This window comes from Algoriphagus chordae (assembly GCF_003254055.1).
Lineage (GTDB): Bacteria > Bacteroidota > Bacteroidia > Cytophagales > Cyclobacteriaceae > Algoriphagus > Algoriphagus chordae.
The window spans coordinates 66,278-89,742 of record NZ_QKZT01000020.1 but is presented as its reverse complement, the minus strand read 5'-3'; the positions used below and the strand labels follow the sequence as shown (position 1 = coordinate 89,742).

8 protein-coding genes are annotated in these 23,465 nt (G+C 41.0%); all 8 read right to left on the bottom strand.

Annotation, left to right across the window (positions count from 1 at the left end; all coding sequences use genetic code 11):
* Positions 1-14,829: DUF7507 domain-containing protein (locus LV85_RS18325; protein ID WP_158531204.1), on the bottom strand; the 14,829-nt coding region annotated here is incomplete at its 3' end.
* A gap of 915 nt (positions 14,830-15,744) precedes the next feature.
* On the bottom strand, positions 15,745-16,308 hold the full coding sequence (locus LV85_RS18320; protein WP_111322162.1) for an outer membrane beta-barrel protein: 564 nt from the start codon (positions 16,306-16,308) through the stop codon (positions 15,745-15,747).
* A gap of 776 nt (positions 16,309-17,084) precedes the next feature.
* Positions 17,085-18,119 carry a DUF481 domain-containing protein gene (locus tag LV85_RS18315; RefSeq protein ID WP_111322160.1) on the bottom strand — a complete coding sequence of 345 codons (1,035 nt, stop codon included), beginning with the start codon at positions 18,117-18,119 and terminating at the stop codon, positions 17,085-17,087.
* Between the two features lie 401 nt (positions 18,120-18,520).
* Positions 18,521-19,534, bottom strand: coding sequence for a threonine aldolase family protein (locus LV85_RS18310; protein WP_111322158.1), 1,014 nt, complete (start codon positions 19,532-19,534; stop codon positions 18,521-18,523).
* Positions 19,531-20,490, bottom strand: a complete 960-nt coding sequence (locus LV85_RS18305; RefSeq protein ID WP_111322156.1) for a glycerophosphodiester phosphodiesterase family protein — start codon at positions 20,488-20,490, stop codon at positions 19,531-19,533. The genes LV85_RS18310 and LV85_RS18305 overlap by 4 nt, the downstream gene beginning before the upstream one ends.
* Positions 20,480-20,938: a DUF2721 domain-containing protein gene (locus LV85_RS18300; RefSeq protein WP_111322170.1), complete on the bottom strand. Its 459-nt coding sequence runs from the start codon at positions 20,936-20,938 to the stop codon at positions 20,480-20,482. Before LV85_RS18300 ends, LV85_RS18305 begins: the two co-directional genes overlap by 11 nt.
* Before the next feature lie 126 nt (positions 20,939-21,064).
* The gene (locus LV85_RS18295; RefSeq protein WP_111322154.1) at positions 21,065-22,177 is read right to left on the bottom strand and encodes a hypothetical protein; all 1,113 of its coding nucleotides are present in this window, start codon (positions 22,175-22,177) and stop codon (positions 21,065-21,067) included.
* 440 nt (positions 22,178-22,617) lie between these two features.
* Positions 22,618-23,313, bottom strand: coding sequence for a DUF2490 domain-containing protein (locus LV85_RS18285; RefSeq protein WP_111322150.1), 696 nt, complete (start codon positions 23,311-23,313; stop codon positions 22,618-22,620).
* Positions 23,314-23,465: the final 152 nt, after the last annotated feature.

Genomic DNA, 23,465 nt, shown 5'->3' with positions numbered 1-23,465 from the left:
GCTTACATTACCTGTATTCGTAACCGTCAACTCGTAAGTAATCTGCTCACCTGCCGCGCTGTACGTAGTAGGTGTCGCTACCTTGCTCAACGATATGCCTGGGCTTTGAATCGCAACGACAGATTTAGAAGCGTAATCTACTACTGTTTGCTTTTTAGGAGATTCACCACTAGCAGTTGCTGTATTATGAATAATTCCAGCATCTACATCCTGCTGAGTAACCGAATAAACTGCAGTCACAGTTTGAGTGTCACCTGGAGCCATAGAACCAAGCCCCTGTCCTAGGTTGGTCAATGGATCAACAATGTTAACCTTATCCAAGGTTACATTTCCTGTATTTTGAACAACTAGGGTATAGGTTATTGCCTCGCCAGCTGTAGTGTAAGTTTGTTTGTCTGCAGTTTTGGTCAATTCAATATCTGGACGACGTACAGATAGTAGAGTGACATCATCTGAATCCGTGATTGACTTGCTAGAAGGGTCTAGACCTTCAACATTTGCAGTATTTATCAAACTACCATTATCGACATCTGCTTGAGTGACATCATAAGTAGTACTATAAACATTTACATCCCCAGGATCCATATCCCCAGCATTTACAGTAAATGAAGTCAATGGATCAGTCACAATTACATCAGTAAGGGTGACATTTCCAGAGTTAGTTACGGTCAAAGTGAAGGTTGCTGTCTGATTGGCCACATTATATGTAGCGATATCAGATTTCTTGACAATAGTAATATCAGGATTTTGAACAGTCGTCACGGTGACTGTTCCGGTATCCTGAACTACATTATTGTTAGGATCTTCACCCACAACAGTGGCTGTATTTACTATGGAGCCAGCATTCAAATCAACTTGCGTTGCTTGATAGGTTTCTGACTTAGTAACCACCTCGCCTGGTTTCATGGTACCAATAGTGAGGGACAGGTTGGTAAGCGGATCGGTCAACACCACATTCGTCAAGGTCACATTACCCGTATTCGTAGCAACTAGTGTGTAATTAATTGCATCGCCATCCGCACTCACCTGATTCACATCTGAAGTTTTCTCCAGTTTAATATCAGGATTTTGATTAGCGTTAATAGTAACACTTGCCTGTCCATTCACTGAAGTTCCCTGAGGAGAGAATCCAGTCACTGTAGCAATATTAGTCAAAGACCCAGCATCCAATTCGGCCTGAGTGATCGCATGAGTAGCTGTATACACCCAAACTTCACCTGGAATCAATCCTGCTTTAACTTGAACAATTGGTATCTGCTTATCTACCAGGGTAACTCCTATCAGTGAAGTATTTCCTGTGTTAGTTACTGTTAAAGTGTATTCAATTAGGTCTCCTACATTTTGATAAGAAGCAACATTAGCTGTCTTAGTTATTCCAATGGCCGGTGAACTAGATGCTGTGATTCTCTCAGTATCGATAGCTCTGAAATCCTTGCCTTTTGGTCCTGTACCTACTGCTGTAGCTTCATTTAAGATATAGCCCCTGTTCAAATCTAGTAGCGTAACAGAATAAGTTGCGGTAGTAGTAACTGATTGTCCCGGTGCCAAAGTGCCCAAATTTTGATTCAAGGAAAGTGAGGCATCGGAAAGCATAATTGGATCCAAAGTCACATTACCTGTATTCTCTATTACGAAAGTATAGGTCACTACTTCACCTGGAACCGCATAAACCTGAGGGTTTGCAGTTTTGGTTAGAGAGATATCTCCACTCTGAATCACTGCAACTGTCGCATCGTCTGTATCATTTCTAGCTATACCATAATCTGTCACACCTTCGGCTGTAGCCACATTATGAATACTACCAGCATCTATATCTGCCTGAGTAGTAGTATAAGTAGTAGTGTAAGAAATACTAGCACCCGGAACCATAGACAGTTCATATTCACTTAGACCTGTCATTGGGTCATCTGTAGTCACATCATTCAGCGTAAGGTTGCCAATATTCGTCACTGTCAAGGTGTAAGTAATCACTTCACCGGCCATAGTGACGGAGGCCAGGTCTGCAGTTTTAACCAATTCAATGGCGCCATTTCTCTGGACAGTAACCAATGCTCTATCGTTAGCAGAGATTGATTTCTGATTAGGATCAGTAGCACTAACACGGGCAACATTTAGTATAAAGCCTCTATCTACATCAGCTTGAGTAGACTGATATACCTCCGTAATCACATTGGAATCTCCTGGATCAAGTGAGAAAGGAGCAGGACTAAATCCTGGCAGCATAGTATCTACTAGCTGAGCATCAGTCAAGGTTACATTTCCAGTATTTGTAATTGTAAATGTGTAAGTCAAATCAACACCAGGTGCTGCAATCACATCAGGACTCACTTCTTTTACTAACTCAATCTGCGGGTTCTGAGACGCCGATACAACAGCAGTTCCTGAATCAGATTGTTGCTTATTGTTGGAATCTGTACCTATTACGGTAGCAGAATTACTAATTGAACCTGCATCAATGTCAGCCTGATTCACTGAATAGCTTGCTGTGTACACCACAGTTTGCTGAGGAGCCATAGTTCCTACTAACTGCGTATAATTTAGTCTTGTATCTGTTAACTCTACATTGTCAATAGTCAGTGAACCTATGTTGGTAATGGTAAACTCGTATTCGATTACCTCATTCACCTGAGAATAAGTACCTGCAAGAGCTTTTTTGGTCAGCTGGATACCACCTTTACCATTTGAAACGGCAATGGCATCATCCTGCCCAGACACCTTACTTAGATCTGGTTTGACAGCCTCAGCTTGTACCACATTTCTAAACAAGCCATTGTCTACATCTTGTTGGGTAACAACATAAGTGGTAGTATATGTCAAGGTAGCTCCTGGAGCCAAAGTCGGCTCAGATTCAGCTAATCCTGTCTTAGGATCCTCGGTCTTAACTAGACTAAGCGTGACATTACCATTATTGATGACTAATATATCATAGGACAATACGTCTCCGGCGTTATCATAAATCACCGGACTTACAGTCTTCTCCACATCCAAAGCACTATACTGAATTGCAGTAGCAGTCCAAGAATCCGAGGCAGTCAAAGCAGGTCCAGAAGGTTGGCTTGCTCCTACTTTTGCAGTATTGACATAAGATCCTCTATCCAAATCAGCTTGAACAATTGTATGCGAACCTGTGTAGGTGAAAGTTTCACCAGGCTGCAGGGTGCCAGTCTCTGATATACCTAGTTGAGTATCTGTAGTATTGACATTGGTAAGTGTTACGTTGCCGGTATTTTCTACCACAATCGTATAGTCTATCGTTGCTCCTAACTGCGTGTAGTAAGCTGTACTACCCGTCTTAGTAAGTGTTATTCTAGCATCTTGGTCAACATCAACTGTCACCTGATCATCATCAGTTATAGTATGACCACTAGGATCTTCTCCAGTTACAGTGACTTTATTTACGATAGATCCACTATTAATATCATCCTGGCTTACCATATAAGTCGTAGTGTAGGAAACCGTAGCTCCAGGCAGCATCTGACCTATTGCCTGATTATATGAAATCCTAGGATCATCAAAGGCAACATTTTCCAAGGTAACATTACCCGTATTTTCTACTTCAAACGTATAAGTCACCACATCACCAGCATTGTACACCAACTTGGTGTCAGCTGACTTGCGAATTTCTATTCCTGGATTTTGTACTGCAACAGACTCTTCTTTATCTGTATCCGTTACTGTCACAGCGTTTGGATCAACACCTGTCACTGTAGCAATATTTGGAACTGAACCAGCATCCAAATCTGCTTGAGTAACCGTGTAAGAAGCTGTGGTAGTATAAGTATCCCCACCATCTAATGGTCCAACAGCTACATCCAGTGAAGTAAGCGGATCAACCAGTCTTACCGGATCCAAGGTCACATTGCCTGTATTTTCAACTATCAGTACATAGTTCAATACTTCGTTCAATGAATCATAAGAAACTGGACTAACGGTCTTGGTCACCTTGATTTTTGCATCCTGAACTGCTGTGACAGTAACCAAATTGGTCAATGCTCTAATATCTACATTGTTGACATCCACTCCATCCACAGTTGCAATATTTAATATTTGCCCTGTATTGATATCTGCTTGAGTCACCTGATGACTTGCAGAAACATTGGCTGTCTGACCTGGTATCAAGGTAGCAATAGGGCTACCAGAGTTCACCGTCGCATTTGCATCTGTTGTCACCAAATTGCTCAGGGTAACATTTCCAGTATTAGTCACTTCGATCAGATAATGAACAATCTCACCTACAGTACTGTAAGTTTGTACAGGAGATGATTTCACTGCAGCTAGGTTAGGGGTTTGAACCGCCGCCAGAACAACTGTATTAGAAATCGCTGAAGTCTGCTTGTTATTAGGGTCTTTGCCCTGAGCAGTCGCGACATTCACAATAGTTCCAGAATCCAGATCAGCCTGTGTTACTGTATGAGTAGCAGTCACCGTTCTTACATCCATAGGATCTAGTACAAAAGAATTACCCGCAACCACGGTATTTGCATCAATTACTTTCGTGTCGCTTATGGTAACATTTCCTGTATTAGTGACAACAAATTCATAATTGATCACCTCATTCAAGCTAGTATAAGTAGACTGTCCTGCACTTTTCACAATAGTCAAGCTAGGACTCTGAATGGCTGGAACTGTTACTTGATTAGAATTTCTAGAAACTACCTTGCTATTCGTATCAGTCGCTTTCGCAGATGCTGAATTATCGTATTGACCTGCATTAAGGTCAGCTTGTGTTACTACATGCTCTGCTGTGATAGTTCCTGTTTGTCCTGGGGCAAGAGTTGCAATAGGATTACCTGCAGTAATCTGAGCTTTTGGATCTGTTAAGCTCACATTTGTCAATGTCACATTTCCAGTATTCTCGACTACAAAAGTATAATCAATCACATCTCCTACGGCATCATAATCTGTTGTAGAGCTTGCCTTCGTCACTGTATAATCAGGAGTTTGGATGGCAGGAACTCTTACTTGATTGGTCTGTTTAGTGATTTTAGTACCATCTGGCTCAGTAGCTGTGACAGTAGCCGTATTCAGGTATTTTCCAGCGTCGATATCAGCCTGAACTACCACATGTTCGGCATCCACTATCACGGTCTGACCAGGGGCAATGGATGGGATAGGCAGAGTACTCGTAAAGGTCACTTGCGCATCCTCTACGATTACATCAGTTAATGTAAGGTTTCCAGGGTTCTTGATTGAAATATGATATTCAATCACGTCTCCTACCGCAGCGTAATTTTGGGTAGGGCTAGATTTAGAAACGACCATCTTAGGATCTGGAGTTCCTATCAGCAGTTTCGAATCTTGAGCAGTAAGTGCAAAATTGTTAAAGTCATGACCCTCTGCCGAAGCGATGTTTGTAATACTTCCAAGATCCACATCTGCCTGAGTGACCGTATAGTCTACTTCAAATTTGGCAAGTTCTAGTGGAGCGAATACAGCTATGGTAGTATCCAAGCCTACTTTATTATCCTGAACCCGCAGGTCGAAAATATTAATGTTACCAGGATTCTGAACATATATGGTATAATTCACCACTTCACCAGCTTGGTAGAAGCCGCTTTGTAGCACATCCTTGAATAGATTTAATCCTGGAGTTTGCGCTCCATTGATATTCTCAGTGGCATTAGTTACAATTGTCGAATTATCCGGTCTAGTCCCTGTAGCTGTAGCGATATTTTCAATGTGTCCTCGATCGATATCAGTCTGCGTTACTATATAACTTTCTTGGTAAGATTGGCTATCGCCTGGATTCATTACGGCTATCACATCAGAAAGACCTGTGTTAGGATCTTCTACCAGCACATCTGTCAATGTGATATTACTAGCATTTTTCACCTCGATCGTATAATCCAATATCTCTCCTACCTTATTGTAACCATTTTGAGCAACAGTCTTAATCAATTCTAATATGGCAGTCTGAACAGCTGGAATAATCTCATTATCAGTAGCAGGAGCAAGAGTACCACCTGCAGGTGTGCCTGTCGCTGTAGCTATATTTTCATATTCCCCTGCATCAATATCAGCTTGGCTAGTTGTATAGCCTGCAGTATATGTCCAGGATTCTGTTACCTCCAGCACCTTGTTATTATTCAGATCACCAGATCTGTAGGTAGGTGCTGCAGTAGCTGTTGGGTCCGTAACATCAACTGATCTAATACTTACGTTTCCAGTATTTTGAACATAAATATTGTAAGTAAGTCCCTGGCCTACCTTGTTGTAAGAATTCGGAACAGTAGTACTCACCTTAGATAGAGTCCAACTTGGAGTTTGATCTCCTTGAACAGTCTCAGAACCAGTAGCATTTGGGATGTTTCCAGAGCTTAGTTTACCAGCTGCAGTAGCCGTATTGGTAAATGATCCTTTATCCAAGTCAGTCTGCGTCACGGTATGATCAGCAGTATAGGTCCAAGTTTCAGTCAGATCTAGTAATTGATCATTATTAGTATCACCCGAAACATAGCTTGGCGCAGCATCAGCGTTTGGATCCGTTACGGTTACGGAGTTCACTCGGACATTTCCTGTGTTAGCTACCAAAATTTGATAAGAAAGCACATCTCCTACTGCATTATAGTTACCTGGGTTAGTGACAGACTTGTCAAGTGTCCAGCTTGCTGTTATATCAGATGGCACTTTGACCTTGGTATTATCCGATACATTGCCTGCAGTGGAAGTGGTTCCTGTAGCAGTAGCATCATTGGTAAATCCTCCATTATCCACATCACCTTGAGTGACTGCATAGGAGGTAGTGTAAATCCAAGTCTCACCTGGAGACATGATATTATCTGCATTTGTATCACCAGAAACATAAGTTGGTGCAGCAGTCTTCGGATCAGCTACATCAAGATTCTCAACTGTAATATTACCTGTATTCTCTACTTCAATGGAGTAATTGATTACATCACCAGCTGTGTCGAAAGAACTCACATCTGGAGTCTTAGTGATCACAATTTTAGGTTTCTGAGTTACTACAGTGGTAGTAGAAGAATTCTTATTGTAAGTATTTCCATTAACATCAGAAGCATCAAGCGCAGCTGCATTTACAATTTTCCCAGCATCCAAATCAGCCTGAGTGACAGTGTAAGTGGATGTATAAACTTGAACCTGTTTAGGATCAAGTTGGGCTATATTCTCATCCAGCTGAACCAAAGGATCAGTCACATGTACGTTCAGAAGTGAAACATTTCCTGTGTTGAGTATTCTGATGGTGTAATTGATTACATCTCCAACTGCATTCACCACTTTAGGAGTAGAGGTTTTCACAAAGACTACAGAAGGGTTTTGAGCTGCATCGACCACTGCATTATCCTGCGAGAAGACGCGCTGTCCCTTTGGACCTGTAGCTTCAGCTTGAGCAGTATTGGTAATAGCTCCTGTATTGATATCATCCTGAGTCACCGTATAAGAAACAACTCTAGTGATGGTGGCTCCAGGTGCCATATCTGGTACCACAATCGGAGTGGCACTGATCAATGGATCATTTACCCGGACATTGCTAAGAGTGACATTCCCTGTATTTACCAGTGTAAATTCATACTCCACAAGTTCCCCAGCTGTACTATAGCCTGTCGTTATTGCCCGCTTATTCAATTCGATTTTCGGAGACTGACTTCCGATGAGCAATTCATTATCAGCATCGGAAACAGTTACCCCCAAGCCAGTTTCGGTACCGTAAGCAGAAGCCAAATTTGATATTTCGCCTAGATCCACATCCTGTTGGGTAACGATATAGGTCAGGTTGAAACTTCTTCTTTCACCTGGATCAAGCGTACCTATCGCATTTTGGAAACTCAGTTTAGAGTCTGTAACATTCACATTATCCAATGTGGTATTTCCATTGTTGATTACCACTATGGAATAATTGATCACCTCTCCTGCATAGGAATAGCCATTCACCGTTGCATTTTTCTCTACCTGAATTCTCGGAGTAGGATTACTGTCAATCCAGTTGGTATCTGTATCATCCACATCAGTTCCACTTGGATCTTGACCTGTAGCCGTAGCAGTATTGGTGATTTGTCCATTATTGACATCATCCTGGGTCACAGTATAAGTGGCCGTTACGGTTGCCGACTCACCTGGATCCAGATCGCCTATATCAATTGTGGACGGAGTAGTCATTGGATCTTCTATTTCTACATCGTAAATAGTGAGGTTGCCCGTATTGGCAACTACAAACTGATACTGGACTACATCTCCGACTGCCGTAGGTGTATTCACATTGGTTTTTTCCAAGGTCAGCTCTGGATTTTGAGCTCCGCTTAGAGTATCATCATCTATATCTTCTACATCTCCACCATTTGGATCAAGTGCTTCTGCAGTGGCAGTATTAGTGATGGTGCCGTTATTGACATCATCCTGTGTAATGGTGTAATGGACAGTATAGGAAACCGACTGTCCTGGTGCCAAATTACCTACGGTAATATCATCTCCTGTCAAAGGATCTATGACTTCCACATCAGATAAATTGACGTTTCCAGAATTTTCTACCACCAATACATAATCCACCACATCTCCCGCCTGATCATAACCGGTGTTGAGCACAGTCTTATTGATATCAATAGCAGGTGTAAATGAACCATTAATCGTGATATCAGAGGTATCATCTACATGCATCCCATCGGGTGCAATAGCATCAATTTCTGCTGTGTTCGTAATTGAGCCGTTATCCACATCCTGCTGGGTGACTGTATACGTGGTATGTAAGGTATAAACTTGATTAGGAGCAAGTGTTGCTGTTCTAGTTGTATCAAGACCAGTCATTTGATCCGTAGCATGCAAATCACTTAAGGTTACATTACCATTGTTTACGATGATAAGTGTAAAGTCTATCACATCACCAGCATTGTCGTAGCCAGTAGAGGTACTTGTTTTTTGGATCGTTATATCTGGATTCTGATCAGCGTTCGCTATTACAGAAGTATTGTCATCTACGGTGTTGCCGTCAGGATCAGTACCAGTGGCAGTAAGCGTATTACTTAGTGTTCCATTATCAATATCTGCCTGAGTGACTGTATATGTTCCAGTAACAGATCTGGTTTGATCTGGGGCAAGAGAAGGAATGGTCACTGAATAGTTGATCTCAGGATCAGTTACCATAATACTCGAAAGTGTCATGTTTCCTGTATTCGTAACCTCTAGCTTATAGGTAATTACTTCACCAGGAGTATCGTAGGTTGTCGGTGTGACAGTTTTCTTAACAGCAATATCTGAGTTTTTATCCGCAGTGATCACTTCATCATCCGTCGCAGGTGTGATGGTACCCGTTGGTGGAGTACCAGAGGCTGTTGCGCTGTTGGTAAATGTACCGCTATCTATATCAGACTGCTGAATATCATAAGTAGCTGTATAAGTCCAAGTTTCTGAAGGCTCTAGTTTATTATTACTATTCGTGTCTCCACTTTGCAAAGTAGGGCCAGAAGTCAGATTCGGATCTGTGAGAATAACATTCGAGATCGTGACGTTGCCTGTGTTTTCTAATACAAAAGTGTACGTAATGGTCTGGTTAGCCTGATCATAAGTAGGCTGAGAAGCAGATTTATCCAGTGTCCAGCTTGGTGCGCTTGTAGCAGGAACCGTGATATCATCATCATTCTCTGGCATTGGGCCTACCACAGAGGTACCCTCGATAGTTGCAGAGTTGGTAAATCCACCAGCATCCACATCCGCCTGAGTCGCGGTATAGGTAACGAGATAAGTCCAGGATTCACCTACATCCAGAACTCCTGTGTTTGCAATATCCCCAGAATCATAAGTAGGTCCAGTACTTGCCTGTGGATCATACACATTTACTGTAGGTATAGAAATATTACCTGTGTTAGTTACTACTATATCATAGGTCAATACATCGCCAGCATTAGTGAATTCACTAGGCGTATTCGTATTTATTTTTTCTACATCCCAATCAGGAGTTTGATCACCAGGTGTGTCTACAGTAGATGTTTCTGGAGATAAAGTACCAGCCGCCGGTGTACCATCTGCTGTGGCAGTATTGCTGTAACTTCCAGCATCTACATCTGCTTGAGTAGTCACATAAGTAGCCTCATATGTCCATACTTCTCCCACATCCAGCACTCCTGTATTTGCCAGGTCTCCTGAAACGTAAGTTGGTCCGGTAGTCGCTCCAGAGTCAGTGACTACAGGATTATTGATGGTGATATTACCTGTGTTTTCTACAACTATAGTATAGGTAATCGTCTCCCCTGCCCCAGTGAACTGCGCTGTAGTAGTAGTCTTATCAATTGATACTCTTGGTGTCTGAGCTGCATTGATCACTAAGTCGTCTCCTTTTTCCAAGAGGTTTCCATTCGGATCTGTACCCGAAACGCTAGCTACATTGTCGATGCTACCAGAATCAATATCCGCTTGTGTCACGGTATAGGTGACAGTATACGTCTGGGTTTCACCTGGGGTAATGCTAGGGACATTAAAGGTATCCCCAGTATTCACATCCTCCACGGTAAACCCGTTGAGTGTCACATTACCTGAGTTATTAATATTGATGTAGTATTCAATAGTCTCACCGGCCGTCGCATAACCCGTCTTATTCGCAGTTTTAACCAAATTGATATTTGGATTAAGAACTGCATTGATCGTATTGCTTCCATCTGCAGGAACCAAGGTACCTGAAGCAGGATCACCATCTGCTGTTGCAGTATTTAGGATAGAACCAGCATCCAAGTCAGCTTGCGTTACCTGATGTGTCAACGTATAAACCCAGGTCTCACCTGGAGACATCACATCATCAGAACCTGTATCACCAGATACATAGGTAGGACCAGTAGTAGCCAATGGATCCGTTACTACTATATTGGAAACTGAAACATTACCGGTATTCTCCACCTCCACGGTATACGGTATAGAACTTCCCACCTGGCTATAGGTTGGATTCTGGCCGGTGGCAGACTTGTCCACCGTAAGCTCTGGGCTAGGAACGGCATCTACCGTCACCTCATTAGAGTTTTCGGGACTTGGCAGCGTGCCTGAAGGATCAGTACCTGTAGCCGTAGCGGTGTTACTATAGCTTCCTGCATCTATATCTGCTTGGGTAACCACATGCGTTGCTGTGTAAATCCAAGTCTCGCCTACATCTAATGTGCCAGTAGGAGCATTATCTCCGCTAGTGAGGGTAATTCCTGTAGTATTTGGATCAGTAAGAGCTATGCCAGAAATACTCACATTTCCAGTATTGGCAACCTCTATGGTATAGTCAATCACATCCCCTACTGCATCATAATCCGCAGTAGAACTGGATTTTGTGACAGTCCAAGATGGCATTTGATCTGCAGTGGAAGTAGCTGAACCAGTAGCATCTGCCAGACTTCCTCCTGCTGGAGTTCCAGAGGCTGTGGCAGTATTCGTAAAGCTTCCTGCATCGATGTCTGCCTGAGTAACTACATGCGTAGCTGTATAAGTCCAAGTTTCGCCAACATCCAAAGTGCCTACAGGAGCAGAATCGCCTGTAATAGTTCCAGATACCGCAGCATCAGGGTCTGTTACAGTTACCCCAGTGATGCTCACGTTTCCAGTGTTCACTACAACTATATCATAAGTAATGTCATCCCCTACTGCAGCGTAATTTCCTGAAGTATTTGTTTTTGTAAGCGTCCAAGATGGCAATTGATCTGCATTGGAAGTAACTGAACCAGTAGCATCTGCCAGACTTCCACCTGCTGGAGTTCCAGAGGCTGTGGCAGTATTCGTAAAGCTTCCTGCATCGATGTCTGCCTGAGTAACTACATGCGTAGCTGTATAAGTCCAAGTTTCGCCAACATCCAAAGTGCCTACAGGAGCAGAATCGCCTGTAATCGTTCCAGATACCGTAGCATCAGGGTCTGTTACAGTTACCCCAGTGATGCTCACGTTTCCAGTGTTCTCTACAACTATATCATAAGTAATGTCATCTCCTATTGCAGCGTAATTTCCTGAAGTGTTTGTTTTTGTAAGCGTCCAAGATGGCAGTTGATCAGCATTGACAGTTTCTGTATCTGTCTCATCTGGCAAAGATCCTCCTGACGAGGTCCCAGAGGCTGTGGCAGTATTCGTAAAGCTTCCTGCATCAATATCTGCCTGTGTCACTATATGCGTAGCAGTATAAGTCCATGCCTCACCCACGTCCAGCGTTCCTAAAGGAGCAGAATCGCCAGTAAACGTAGTAGATACCGTAGCATCTGGATCTGTTACAGTGACACCCGTGATACTCACATTTCCAGTGTTTGTAACTACGATATCGTAATCAATCACATCGCCTACTGCAGCATAATTTCCTGAAGTGTTGGTTTTAGTCACGGTCCAGGACGGTACAGAAGGACCTGTAGCAAAAGTCAGTACAGCTCCATTAGGCAGGTTCACCCCATTGATAATCAACTTAGGAGAACCGAAAGAGTTTGGCGTGATCTCTTGAATAGTACCTGTCGTGAAATCCCCATCTCCATCATCGTCAACGAGTAAGCGAAAATTAGAAATGTCAGTGGATCCACCTGTTACTGCCAATCCATTAAAATCAAACTCTAAATCCACAGTTCCTGGATCTCCAGTTCTTTGGACTTTCCACTCCCTTCCAATTCTAACTAGACCTAGCCCTGTGGGAATATCAGTGTCTTGCTCTGTCAATGCTCCTGCGTCGTGGCCTAGCATTAAAAAATCTCCATCATCGAGAGAAGATGGGTTTTTAATCAGAATATTCCCTTTTCCAGATTGGCCAGCTCCATCCCCAGAACCTGTATTTATACTATTAGAAGAAACTTGGTTCAGTTTATTTGCATCATCTTTCCCGACTCCAAACACATCATTCCAATAAGTAGTACTATTCCATACCGGATTACCAGAGGAATTGACATAGTTTGTAACTGAAGGGTCGAGGGTTATACCATATTTAATGGCAAGGTAACTAAGTACAACATTCCTCTCGGCTGATGTCAGGCTACTTGGATAAGTTAATATTTCTGCAACATCTCCATCAAACTGCCTCCATCTATTTCCATTACTAGCTGATTCATTATTTGTACCACCGATCCATGGAGTCAGGCTAATGCTATTGAATGCTGTATTTGTAGGACTCAGTGCTGAACCTAATCCATTTAAGAAGGCTTGAGCAGCTGTACCACCTGTGGATAAATTAGCATCTACAATAGTAGTGCTACCAGGTGCCAATAAGGGTGAGGTAGCGGAATAATATTGAGCTAAAGTACCCTCACTAACATAGAGGTCATTGCCATTGAATCCTCCTAAAACCTGTTTCCCGTTACCTCCTGAACTCACTACACTGCTTCCAAGCAGAGCCCCGCTATTATCATTTGCCTTTTTATAAACAGCAATTGCTTCTACCACATTTATAGGTGTAGAACCTTCTAGGTAATTTGTAGGATTAACAACTGGTGCATTACTAATAGAAACGACAGGGTTGAAATTGATGCTACTGTCTGAAACAGTGGCCGTTCCAACCATTGAAAAGTTATTTATTCCAGATTGATCAGTCCAGCCAGTAAGATTTGATCCATTCGTTGAAACTCCTTCATTCGCTTTCAGCCAAAGGTTCGCATTGAATAATCCTGATGGTGGTGCCGATGAAGTCAATAATGTAAAAACAGCTCCATCTGGCAATTGAATCCCTGTAAAATGCAGTACATTATTTATAATATTGCCTGCATTCACTTTAACAACCATGCCGTCTCCGAAGTCACCGTTTCCGTCAGTGTCAACTAGTAGGGTATAGTTGGAAGCAGTAGTGCCACCTGCTAGAGAAAGTCCAGTCAAGTCAAAACTCAGATTAACCGTTCCTACAGTACCTGTATGTTTCACTTTCCACTCACGTGAAATACGAGTACTATTCGGTAAATCAAAAGGCAAATCTGTTGTTTGTTCAGTTAGTGAGCCATTATCATGACCTGCCATTAAAAAATCTCCGTTTCCAAGCGAGGAGGCATTGCTTAGCACAACGTTTCCCTTACCAGATATCCCTACCCCATGGCCAGTTCCAGAATTAATACTATAAGATTCTATTTGATTTAATCCACTAGCATCATCCTTAGCTATACCAAAAACATCATTCCAATGTGCAGTATCGTTCCAAATAACGGATCCAGCGGAATTGACATAGTTAGTTACCGTAGGATCCAGGGTAATCCCATACTTAACTGCTAAGTAGGATTGAATTTTCAGCTTATCCATACTTGGCAAGGACTGTGGATAAAGAATTATTTCCGTCACTTGACCTCTGAAATGTTTCCACCCACTGGATGCTTGATTGCCTCCGTCGTTATTGATTCCTCCAATCATAGGGGTTAAAGATATGGATGAAAAATCCCCCCCGCCGCCATTGGCAACTGTCTGAACAGCTCCATTATAGGAGGCTGTCGCAAATGGAGCCGAAGTTAAGCTTACATCAAAATTAACTAGGCTTATGCCATTTGTTAATCCTGGATTATTAAAAGATTGATAAGTAAATCCTACGCCATTGGACACATAATTATCTGTACCTGTAAATCCGGAAAAAATGGCCTTGCCATAATTTGGTCCGGGGCTTGTTCCCCCAACTAAGGCTCCACTTGAATTGTTACTTTTCTGAAAGACCGCAAATCCATCTACAAAAGAGATTGCTGTGTTACCACTTAAACTTACAGAGGGGGGGTCCGTATTTAAATCTGTATTGTTAAAACCTATTGATGGATTAAAATTGACAGCTTCTGCATTAAAAGTCGGAGACCCAGTTCTCGTAAAAGTATTCGTGCCTGTCTGGTCAACCCAATCAGTCAGATTCGTTCCAGTCGAAGTTACACCAGCATCAGCTTTTAGCCATAGATTTGCACCCGAAACACCACCCGGGTTTTGAGCCATAACGCACTGAGCAAGCAGTCCAAACAGCAAAAGGCTAACTCCTGCTTTTGAACTAAAAGTATTTCTTTTTCCCAGCCCAGCTGCAAAAAACCTAGAAAAAAAAGATGAAGAATTAAGTATAGATCTTATCATATAAACTACTTAGTAAGTAAAATTCTCTGGATTTTCAATGGTAAAAATCCAGTTCTACAAAAACAAAAAAACCCAAAACTCAAGCTACAAAGCACTAAATAACAGATATTTAAAGTCAAATATTCTGCGCTTATCACTATTATGATAGGCTGTTTAGTACTAATTCGTCACGACAAGGGCGTACCGAAACGATACGCAATTTAATATTTTTTAAGATACCTATGACTGATTTCCAAGCTCATACCCTAAAAAAAATCATCCCTTACTAGAAGAGCATTTTACTAGATTTGGAAGCGACAGCCTACCACAAAACTACTTGTACTAAATACCATTTGTTTGGAACTCTGCTAGAGGGTTTTGACATTAAATCAAGAATGTAATAGTAAGATCCCAGCCATATCAAAAACTACTAATTGAAATTACGCTGTGGCCTGTGTCTCTGTGCCCTAGTCTGTATCTCTGCGCCCTGGTCTGTGTCCTCACAGACCACTCCTAAACACATCATAAATGGCGAAAAATGTTTCGCCCCTAGCAGCAACTAAAAAACATCCAGCTTCTAAAGAAGCAGGATAACAGCGGGACATATATAGCTGATGGATACATTAAACAAGCCCATTGCCGCCGTTCGTGCCTGCCTACTGGGAAGGTAGGTCGCCACGAACGGCAAAACAGCATCTGCCTTAGAAAAAAACTCACCCTCATTTACCTCCAAAAGCAATAGCCACAAAAAAAACCAGGTAGCTAATAAGCCACCTGGTTTTTTGAAGTAAGTAAACTCCCCTATTAGAAACGGAAACCTGCAGTAAGGTACAATCCTCTTGACTTACCTAGATCAATGTTACTAACATCCTTTTGGATATTTGTCAATGACCACTCATAAGATAGATCAACATAAATAAAGGTAATATCCACACCTGCTCCAGCGAATACCCCCCACTTAGTAGTTTCAATATCATCCTTGTTCAAGTTGTCAGATACTTTGGTTACAAAAAAACCAGATCCACCACCAAAAACTCGCAGACCAAATAAGGAATCGTTATTCCCAAGTACATCTAATCCAACAGCTACTGGAACTCTAATGCCATTAAATGTAGCAACATCATCATCAGCTGTTGTATTTTCATCCACTAAGGCTTGCTTTTGAAAAAATACACCAGGCTCAAAATAAAACTTTTCTCCAAAGGCAACACTGCCTCCCAATTGCCATCCGGCTTTCCCTTTGACTCCGTCATCAGCATCCGAGACACTGGAAAAATTAACGCCAACTCCAGGCTTAAAGGTAGCCTGAGCATTTACACCAAAGCTCACTATTAGTGCAACAACTAAACTCAAGATAATTTTTTTCATGGTCTTACTGTTTTAAAATTTGTTTGAAAATATAATAATGGGTTAAATGAAATATTACTCGTTTTTATCTATTGGTAAAAATCCAAATTTTATTTTTAAAAATTGTTAATTCTATTTGAAATATATGAGTATTTAATGCTTAACCCATATTTAACTAACACTATTAGACTATTTTCATGGATTATCGCATTATCTCAAATTTTAAGCCAATCTTACTTTTCGCTCTGCTAGCTAGAGCTAAATCAAGCACTTTGTAATAGTGCTATCTTGGTCTCCGCAGCTTGGTCTCTGATCTCACAAGGCAATTTAAAACCCACAATATTGTTGAGCGAAAAATATTTCGAGCCTACCTAGATTTGGATTATAGTACATGCTTCTATGAAGTAAACACCAACCTATCTTTGCGATATTCTTAGCGTCCCCACCGCCTCTGCGTTAAAAAAAAACGCCCCTGGTCTGTGTCCTCACAGACCAATCCTAAAAACATCATCATGGCCGCCCTTCGTGCCCGTCTGCCAGTTAGGTAGATCCTTACGAACGACATAACAGTAGCAGCGTAAAAAAAAGCTGGCCGCTGTTCGTGCCTGCCTACTGAGAAGGTAGGTCGCCACAAACGGCAATACATTAACATATACTCGAAAGGTTTTTCACCCTGGTCTATGTCCTCACAGACCAACTCTAAATCCTAAAAACATGATAATGGGCGAAAGATGTTCCGCCCCTACCAGCCACTGAAAAACATCAAGCTTCTGTAGAAGCATGACAACCCTAAAAAATCACCTTTTTTGAAGCGTCCAACCTAACTTCATCTCAAACACATAATCACGCTTAGCAGTCTCCACTGGCGGTTTGCTGTCAGTATTCAGCACATAGTGAATACCTATATTGAAATGGTGCAGAAAAATATACCGAATATCCAGGCTTATACTGTTTCGGTATCGCTCCCGGTCATTAAAGCTTTTGAAAAAAGTCCAATCTGAAGTCAGCTCCAAATGCTCAATCACTCTCCCATTAAAGTTCAGGTTAAACATCCCTTCAGTACTATTAAAATCATCGGGTGAGGTGCTATAATTTTCATAGTTAGAAACCAGACCTGTAGTAACAGAAAGATGCTGTGCCCGGCGATAAATCAGGTTTTTACCTAGTCCAAGCGTAAAGTTCCGTCTCAGATCCAAACTCTGTTCCGTGCTGGAATAGAGGAGTATTTTACCATTAAAAAACCATTCCTTTGGCAGAATATAGGAAAGATTATAGGCTAAGGAAGTCCTACCGATAACAGTTAAATCGACAATTGCGCCATAATCTTTGTATTCCAAACCAGTATCCCACCTCCTAGTCCTATAGCTAGCAGTTAATCCCAGAGAAAGCGATAAAGAACTGTTGGACTTGGCTCTAGTGTAGCCAGCATCAATTCCCAGCTTGAACTTGTCTTTGAATTTCTTCTTTTGGTCCTTGGTGAGTTCAAAAATCTCCTTGGGCTCAAAAAAGTAAACTGTATCAGGAGTCTTGATTCCTATTAAGTTGTTACTGAGTGAATCCAAAACCAAGCTCCCCTTCCAATTCTTATTTCGGATATCATTCAAGAGAAAATCCTCAGAGCTTGTCACATTGACAATTTCATTCAGTTTAATATCTACCGCTGAACTTCTGTAAGCCGTTTTAAAATAGAGTTTCTCGAAGGTGATTTTTTCGATTTTACCAATTAAGACATCCCCGTATTTGGTATAGAGCGTATCCTGGGCAGAAACATTGGTACAAAAGCCCATGCCCATAAAAACAAAGTAAAGTAGCAGTAGATGTTTTCGATTCATTGTGAAGAATGAGTTCCCCTATCAAAGATGCAAAAAGTATAATTCCTGTGATTTTGACAAAAAAGCGGGTTCAAAAGAAAAAGACCATTTAATGTTGGGTGAAAAATATTCACATCCTTCGCCTTAGTCGTCACCCTAGTCTGTGTCGTCACAGACCAGTTACTAATAGGAATGATGGGCGAAAAATGTTTGGCACCTACCAGCAACTGAAAAACATCCAGCTTCTGGAGAAGCAGGATAACATGGAGACATAAATGGCTGATGGATACAATAAACAAGCGTTGCGATATTCCTTGCGTTCTCGGCGACTTTGCGTTAAAAAAAACTAACGTCCTGATCTGTGTCCTCTCAGACCAATTACTACTAGGATTGATTCATGAACGATGTCCTACAAATGACTATTAAATCATGGAAATCCTCTTCCCAAACTCCCCCAACTCCTCATCCCCAAAATTCAGGTGAGTCACAAACCTCACCAGATCTGGTCCGAATTTTACGGATTTGATTTGTTGTTCGTCAAGCTTTTTCATGAACTCTTCAGGAGACATTCCTTCCAATCTTGCGATCACAATATTCGTCGCCACAGGAAAAACTTCTGAGACAAAGGACAAATTTCCAAGCATCTTTCCCAAAGCTCTTGCCCTCTCATGATCTTCTTTCAATCGCTTCACATGATTATCAAGTGCATAAATCCCTGCTGCAGCCAAAAATCCTACTTGACGCATCCCTCCACCAAAACCTTTTCTCACTCTTCTGGCTCGCTTGATATCAGCCCTGGAACCCAAAAGCAATGAACCAACCGGACAGCCCAAGCCCTTACTCAGGCATATAGAAATCGTATCAAATTGAGCTCCCCAGTCCGCTGGACTTTCGCCAGACTCTACTAAGGCATTAAACAATCTTGCTCCATCCAGGTGCAACTTCAGACCATGCTCATCACACATTTTACGAATCGGTTTAATCTCATCCAGTCTGTAAATACTCCCTCCCCCCTTGTTCATCGTGTTTTCCAAAGAAACCAAAGTTGTCTCGGGTGCATGAATATCATCTGGATTGATTGCAGCCTCGATCTGAGCTGCAGTAATTTTCCCCAAATTTCCCTCGAGCAGATTGACCGAGGCCAAAGAGTTTGACATAATTCCACCACCTTCATAGAGGTAGATATGGGAATATTTATGGCAAATCACTTCTGTTTGAATTCGGGTATGCAATCGGATTGCAATCTGATTGGTCATGGTACCCGATGGGCAAAAAATCGCGGCTTCCATCCCAAAGAGCTTGGCCGCTTTCTCTTCCAGCGCATTCACAGTAGGATCTTCACCAAAAACATCGTCACCCACAGGAGCAGAAAACATCGCCTCCTTCATTTCTGCCGTCGGCTTAGTGACGGTATCGCTTCTTAAGTCAATTATCATTTCTTGAAATACTTGGATTTAGAACTTGTTGATGGAGCCAAAGTCTTGATGGCAGCGGCAGCTTCAATAGGCCTATCCGTTGCCAGGATATCTGCGCCCTTCTGCACAAAACTAGCATATAACTGATCTCCACGGGCGATAGCTCTTCCATCTAGGTTGCCCAAAACACCCAAAATAGTAAACACTCCTTTTTCGTGTAAGGCTTTATTAAATTCCTGAGGACGCTCTGCTACTCCCGTAAAAGCAATCACTCGAGTCCAAGGAATGCCCGCTTCCTCAAATCTTTCAATCTCCTCCATATTCCGAATAGTCACCGACAGCATCAGCTCTGGTGCCATATAATGAAGCTTTTTGGCCGAGGCTATAGAATAAGTAATCAGGGCTGCATGAGCTTCAGACTCTGTACTTCGAACTGCCTCAACAATCTTTTCATAAGGCACCGACTGCTTGATATCAACAGTCAAAAGCGCTTTCCCCTTTGACCAAATCAAAGCTTCTTCCAAAGTTGGAACTTTGAAATCAGTAATATTCCCGTCTTCATCTTTCAGGAAAAGTTCTTGAATTTCAGGATAAGTTGAATTACTCACCAGCCCTCTTCCAGTCGTCGTTCTATCCAATTTATCATCGTGCATGAGCACCAAAACCCCATCTTTGGTCATCGCCACATCCAACTCAATAATCGTCGGAGTGTATTTCACCACGTTGGCGAAAGTCTCAATCGCATTTTCAGGAAAACCTGGATAAGGTCCTCCCCGATGTGCAGAAACCATCGGAATACGATCCGAAGACCAGGAATAAAAATCCCGAGCTTCATCTACGCTACTGAGTTGGATATGATTTCCAGACGTTTCTACTTCTGAATCTACGGCAAGAACTTCCTGTTGCTCTAGAGGTTTTTGGCTACATGAACCAAAAACTAGGAGTAGAAACGGAATCCACAATAACCTATTCTTCATCTTTCTTTGAGTCTTTTTTGAATATAAAATCTAGGCTTGAGCTGCCTTTTTTGTAAATCTGCTCCATGTCGCCCAACTCCAAAGTAAGTGCTTTGGTAGAGATCTGAATTTCAAACATGGAAATAGCCAAAGCGATCAATAAAGACCCCATGCTACCAACAAACACCCAGTTGGCTGCTTCAGTATAGCCTCGGAACACTAGATACATGCAGATGACACAGAGCAAAAAGCTAGCAACTCCAAAGAGTTGCATGTTTTTAATTAATCGCAACCTAAGTCTAAGATTATGTATTTGTTTGACAATGGAATCCTTGTCCTTTGCTTCCAGATAGGACTTGTGAAGTCCTCTGATTAGACTGGCTATCGCCAAAAATCGATTGGTAAAGGCAAGCATCAAAAGTGTAATCGCCGAAAAAAGTAAAGCAGGTGTAGAGAGTTCGAGTTCCATAGGTAAAATTGGTAGCCTAAAGATGCCTCTAATTCCTGAAAATGAAAAAATCTGCTCTTTTGAGAATCGGCCTTTCAATTCACACTCTTTTAGAAAAGCTAGTCCAAATGAATTTAACCAGAACTACTAAATAGTTAATCTATAAAAGCTTAGCTTATCCTCAGATTCTGTGACTCTCTTAATATAGATTCCAGATTTTAATACGAAATACTCTAAGCCCATATCTGGCTTATCTGTATTAATTAATTTTTCCCCAACCTTATTTAGTTCAGAATCAAATAGAGATATAAAAATACCTCCATCTAACTTGGTTCTATGGGAAGTTTTGCCTTTTATAAGTCTAAAATAGTTATCTGAATTCGGCACTTTATATATCGGTCCATATGAGACGTCATTATTCCACTCAGCAGACTTTGCTATGAAATCTTGGTGATTTGTAATCTTTTGATCTCTCGGTGAAAACACTTTTCGATTTGGAAATAAATTTGACTCAAACTCCTTTGTAGATTGGATCTCCCCATTTTTATTTAGCATGTGAATATTACTTTGAAAATCCCAGCTGGTTAAATACTTATCCCCGAATTCTTGAATATAAGTATGTGAATCTTTTACTACCTTACTTTTCTCCGATAAGGAAAACTCTAATTTAGATGATGATAAAACATCTGACAACTTGAATTCTAAATAGGTAATTTTCTGGTTATCAAAATTTTCCGGGGTTGCAAAATAAAATTTTTCTTGAGTTTCAAGAGTATTGAATAATAACAAGAGATTAGTTTGAGAACAACGAACGCAATTACCAAACTCCGAACCAAGCTTAACCTTATATATAGTTTCCTCTCCTGCTAATCCATACTGTTTTTTCTTCAACCCATTCAAAGGATTAAGATAATAGTAAAAATTACTTCCAAAATAATAATTGGCTTGAATTTCATCACTTAAAAATGAATCGAATCCTGTTATTGAATATGGCCCTTCAACATCTATTTCCTTTCCTTGCAAATAGCTTCCAGATGCAAAATTTAATGTATCTATACTATATCTGAATGGGTTTAAAACAAAAATTCTATTTCTGGCATAATCAACATTGTGGAAATATGAAACCTGACTTGAAAGTACTAGAGAATCAAAACGAAAATCAATCGTTTCGTATTCAATTTCAAAATCTGATTTTAATGTATTTTCTTTGCTACAGCTCAAAAAAATTGAGAAGGTAAGTAACCAAAGTGTTTTTTTCATAATTATCTTTAAAATGTGGGGGTTCCCCCCCAACTATTTACTAAAAAACTATAGTTCCGGTAACCCACAAGATGAATTAGGCCCATCTTCTTCATTAATTAGCCTATATGCTCCAGCATCACAGTCTACAATATCAATATAGCCTTTACAGCAATTCTGAGAAATCTGGATCCACACCTCCAATGTATTCTCACATGTTTGCAATGGGACCGGTCCATTACAGTTAGATTCTTCTTCCAATGCAAAAGCACTTATAAAGAAAAAACTAAAAACTAGGGATAAGAATGTTTTTTTCATGTTGTTATAAGTTTTAGTTTGAAATATAATTAAAAAAAAAAAACAAACTGAAAACCAAATAATCACTTAGTTTTTTTTTAAAAAACATTTTCTAAAAAAAGCCTACCCTTTTCAGAACGGACTAAATTGAGATCAAATCACGATCATAATTTATGATGTAAACTAAATTGCAATTGGCCTTTGCTCCAACTATCAGTGGTCTGCAACATCCAGCCTCCTTGTACTCTAAGGTTTGACAGAAAACCATAGCCTGCACCCAAGTAGAGTCTATTTCTATCAAAAACCTCAACTGTCCTTCCCTCACCAATATCACGTTGGCCATTCAAGAAAATCTCATTATACATCGCCAAATAAACAACTCCTTTTTCCAAAGCAGAACCATTTAAAGGGACATTAAGAAAAAGGTTATACCTATATCTGGTTCGGAGATCCTGGGTATCTACCCATCTTTGCTCATACCTAAATCGATGAGTGAAGAGAAATCTCCGACCTACTTTGGTGGGAAAAAGCGCTTCTTGATAAATCCTGTTTTCCATGACAGTTTCATCAGATTCGCCAAATACTCCAGTCGTAATATTGGCATATCCTAAGGTGAATAGAATGTCGGCATTTTCAGGTGTATAAGTTATGCCAGACCTGAGGAGCAATTGTTCCAAATCACTTACTGGACTCCATAGCCTAAATTGTACATCACCTTGAATACCGAATTGAGAATTGTTGAATGATTTGTTGAAAAAGTACATGTACCAAGCCCCCAATTGATCTTCATCAGGACCTGATTGAGCAAAGGAAAACAATGATAAAAAAGAAAATAAAATACTGAATACTAGTTTCTTCATAATGCTTGATTCTTTGATTTTTGTAGATGTACGGCATACACCCTATTAAATTTTGGGGATTGCCACTTTAAAATAAAGATTCAAAAGCAGCTTAAAAAAAGTTTAACTCTAAGTTTCTACTTAGGGTTACTTCCTTCCTATTTTTCTTTTGA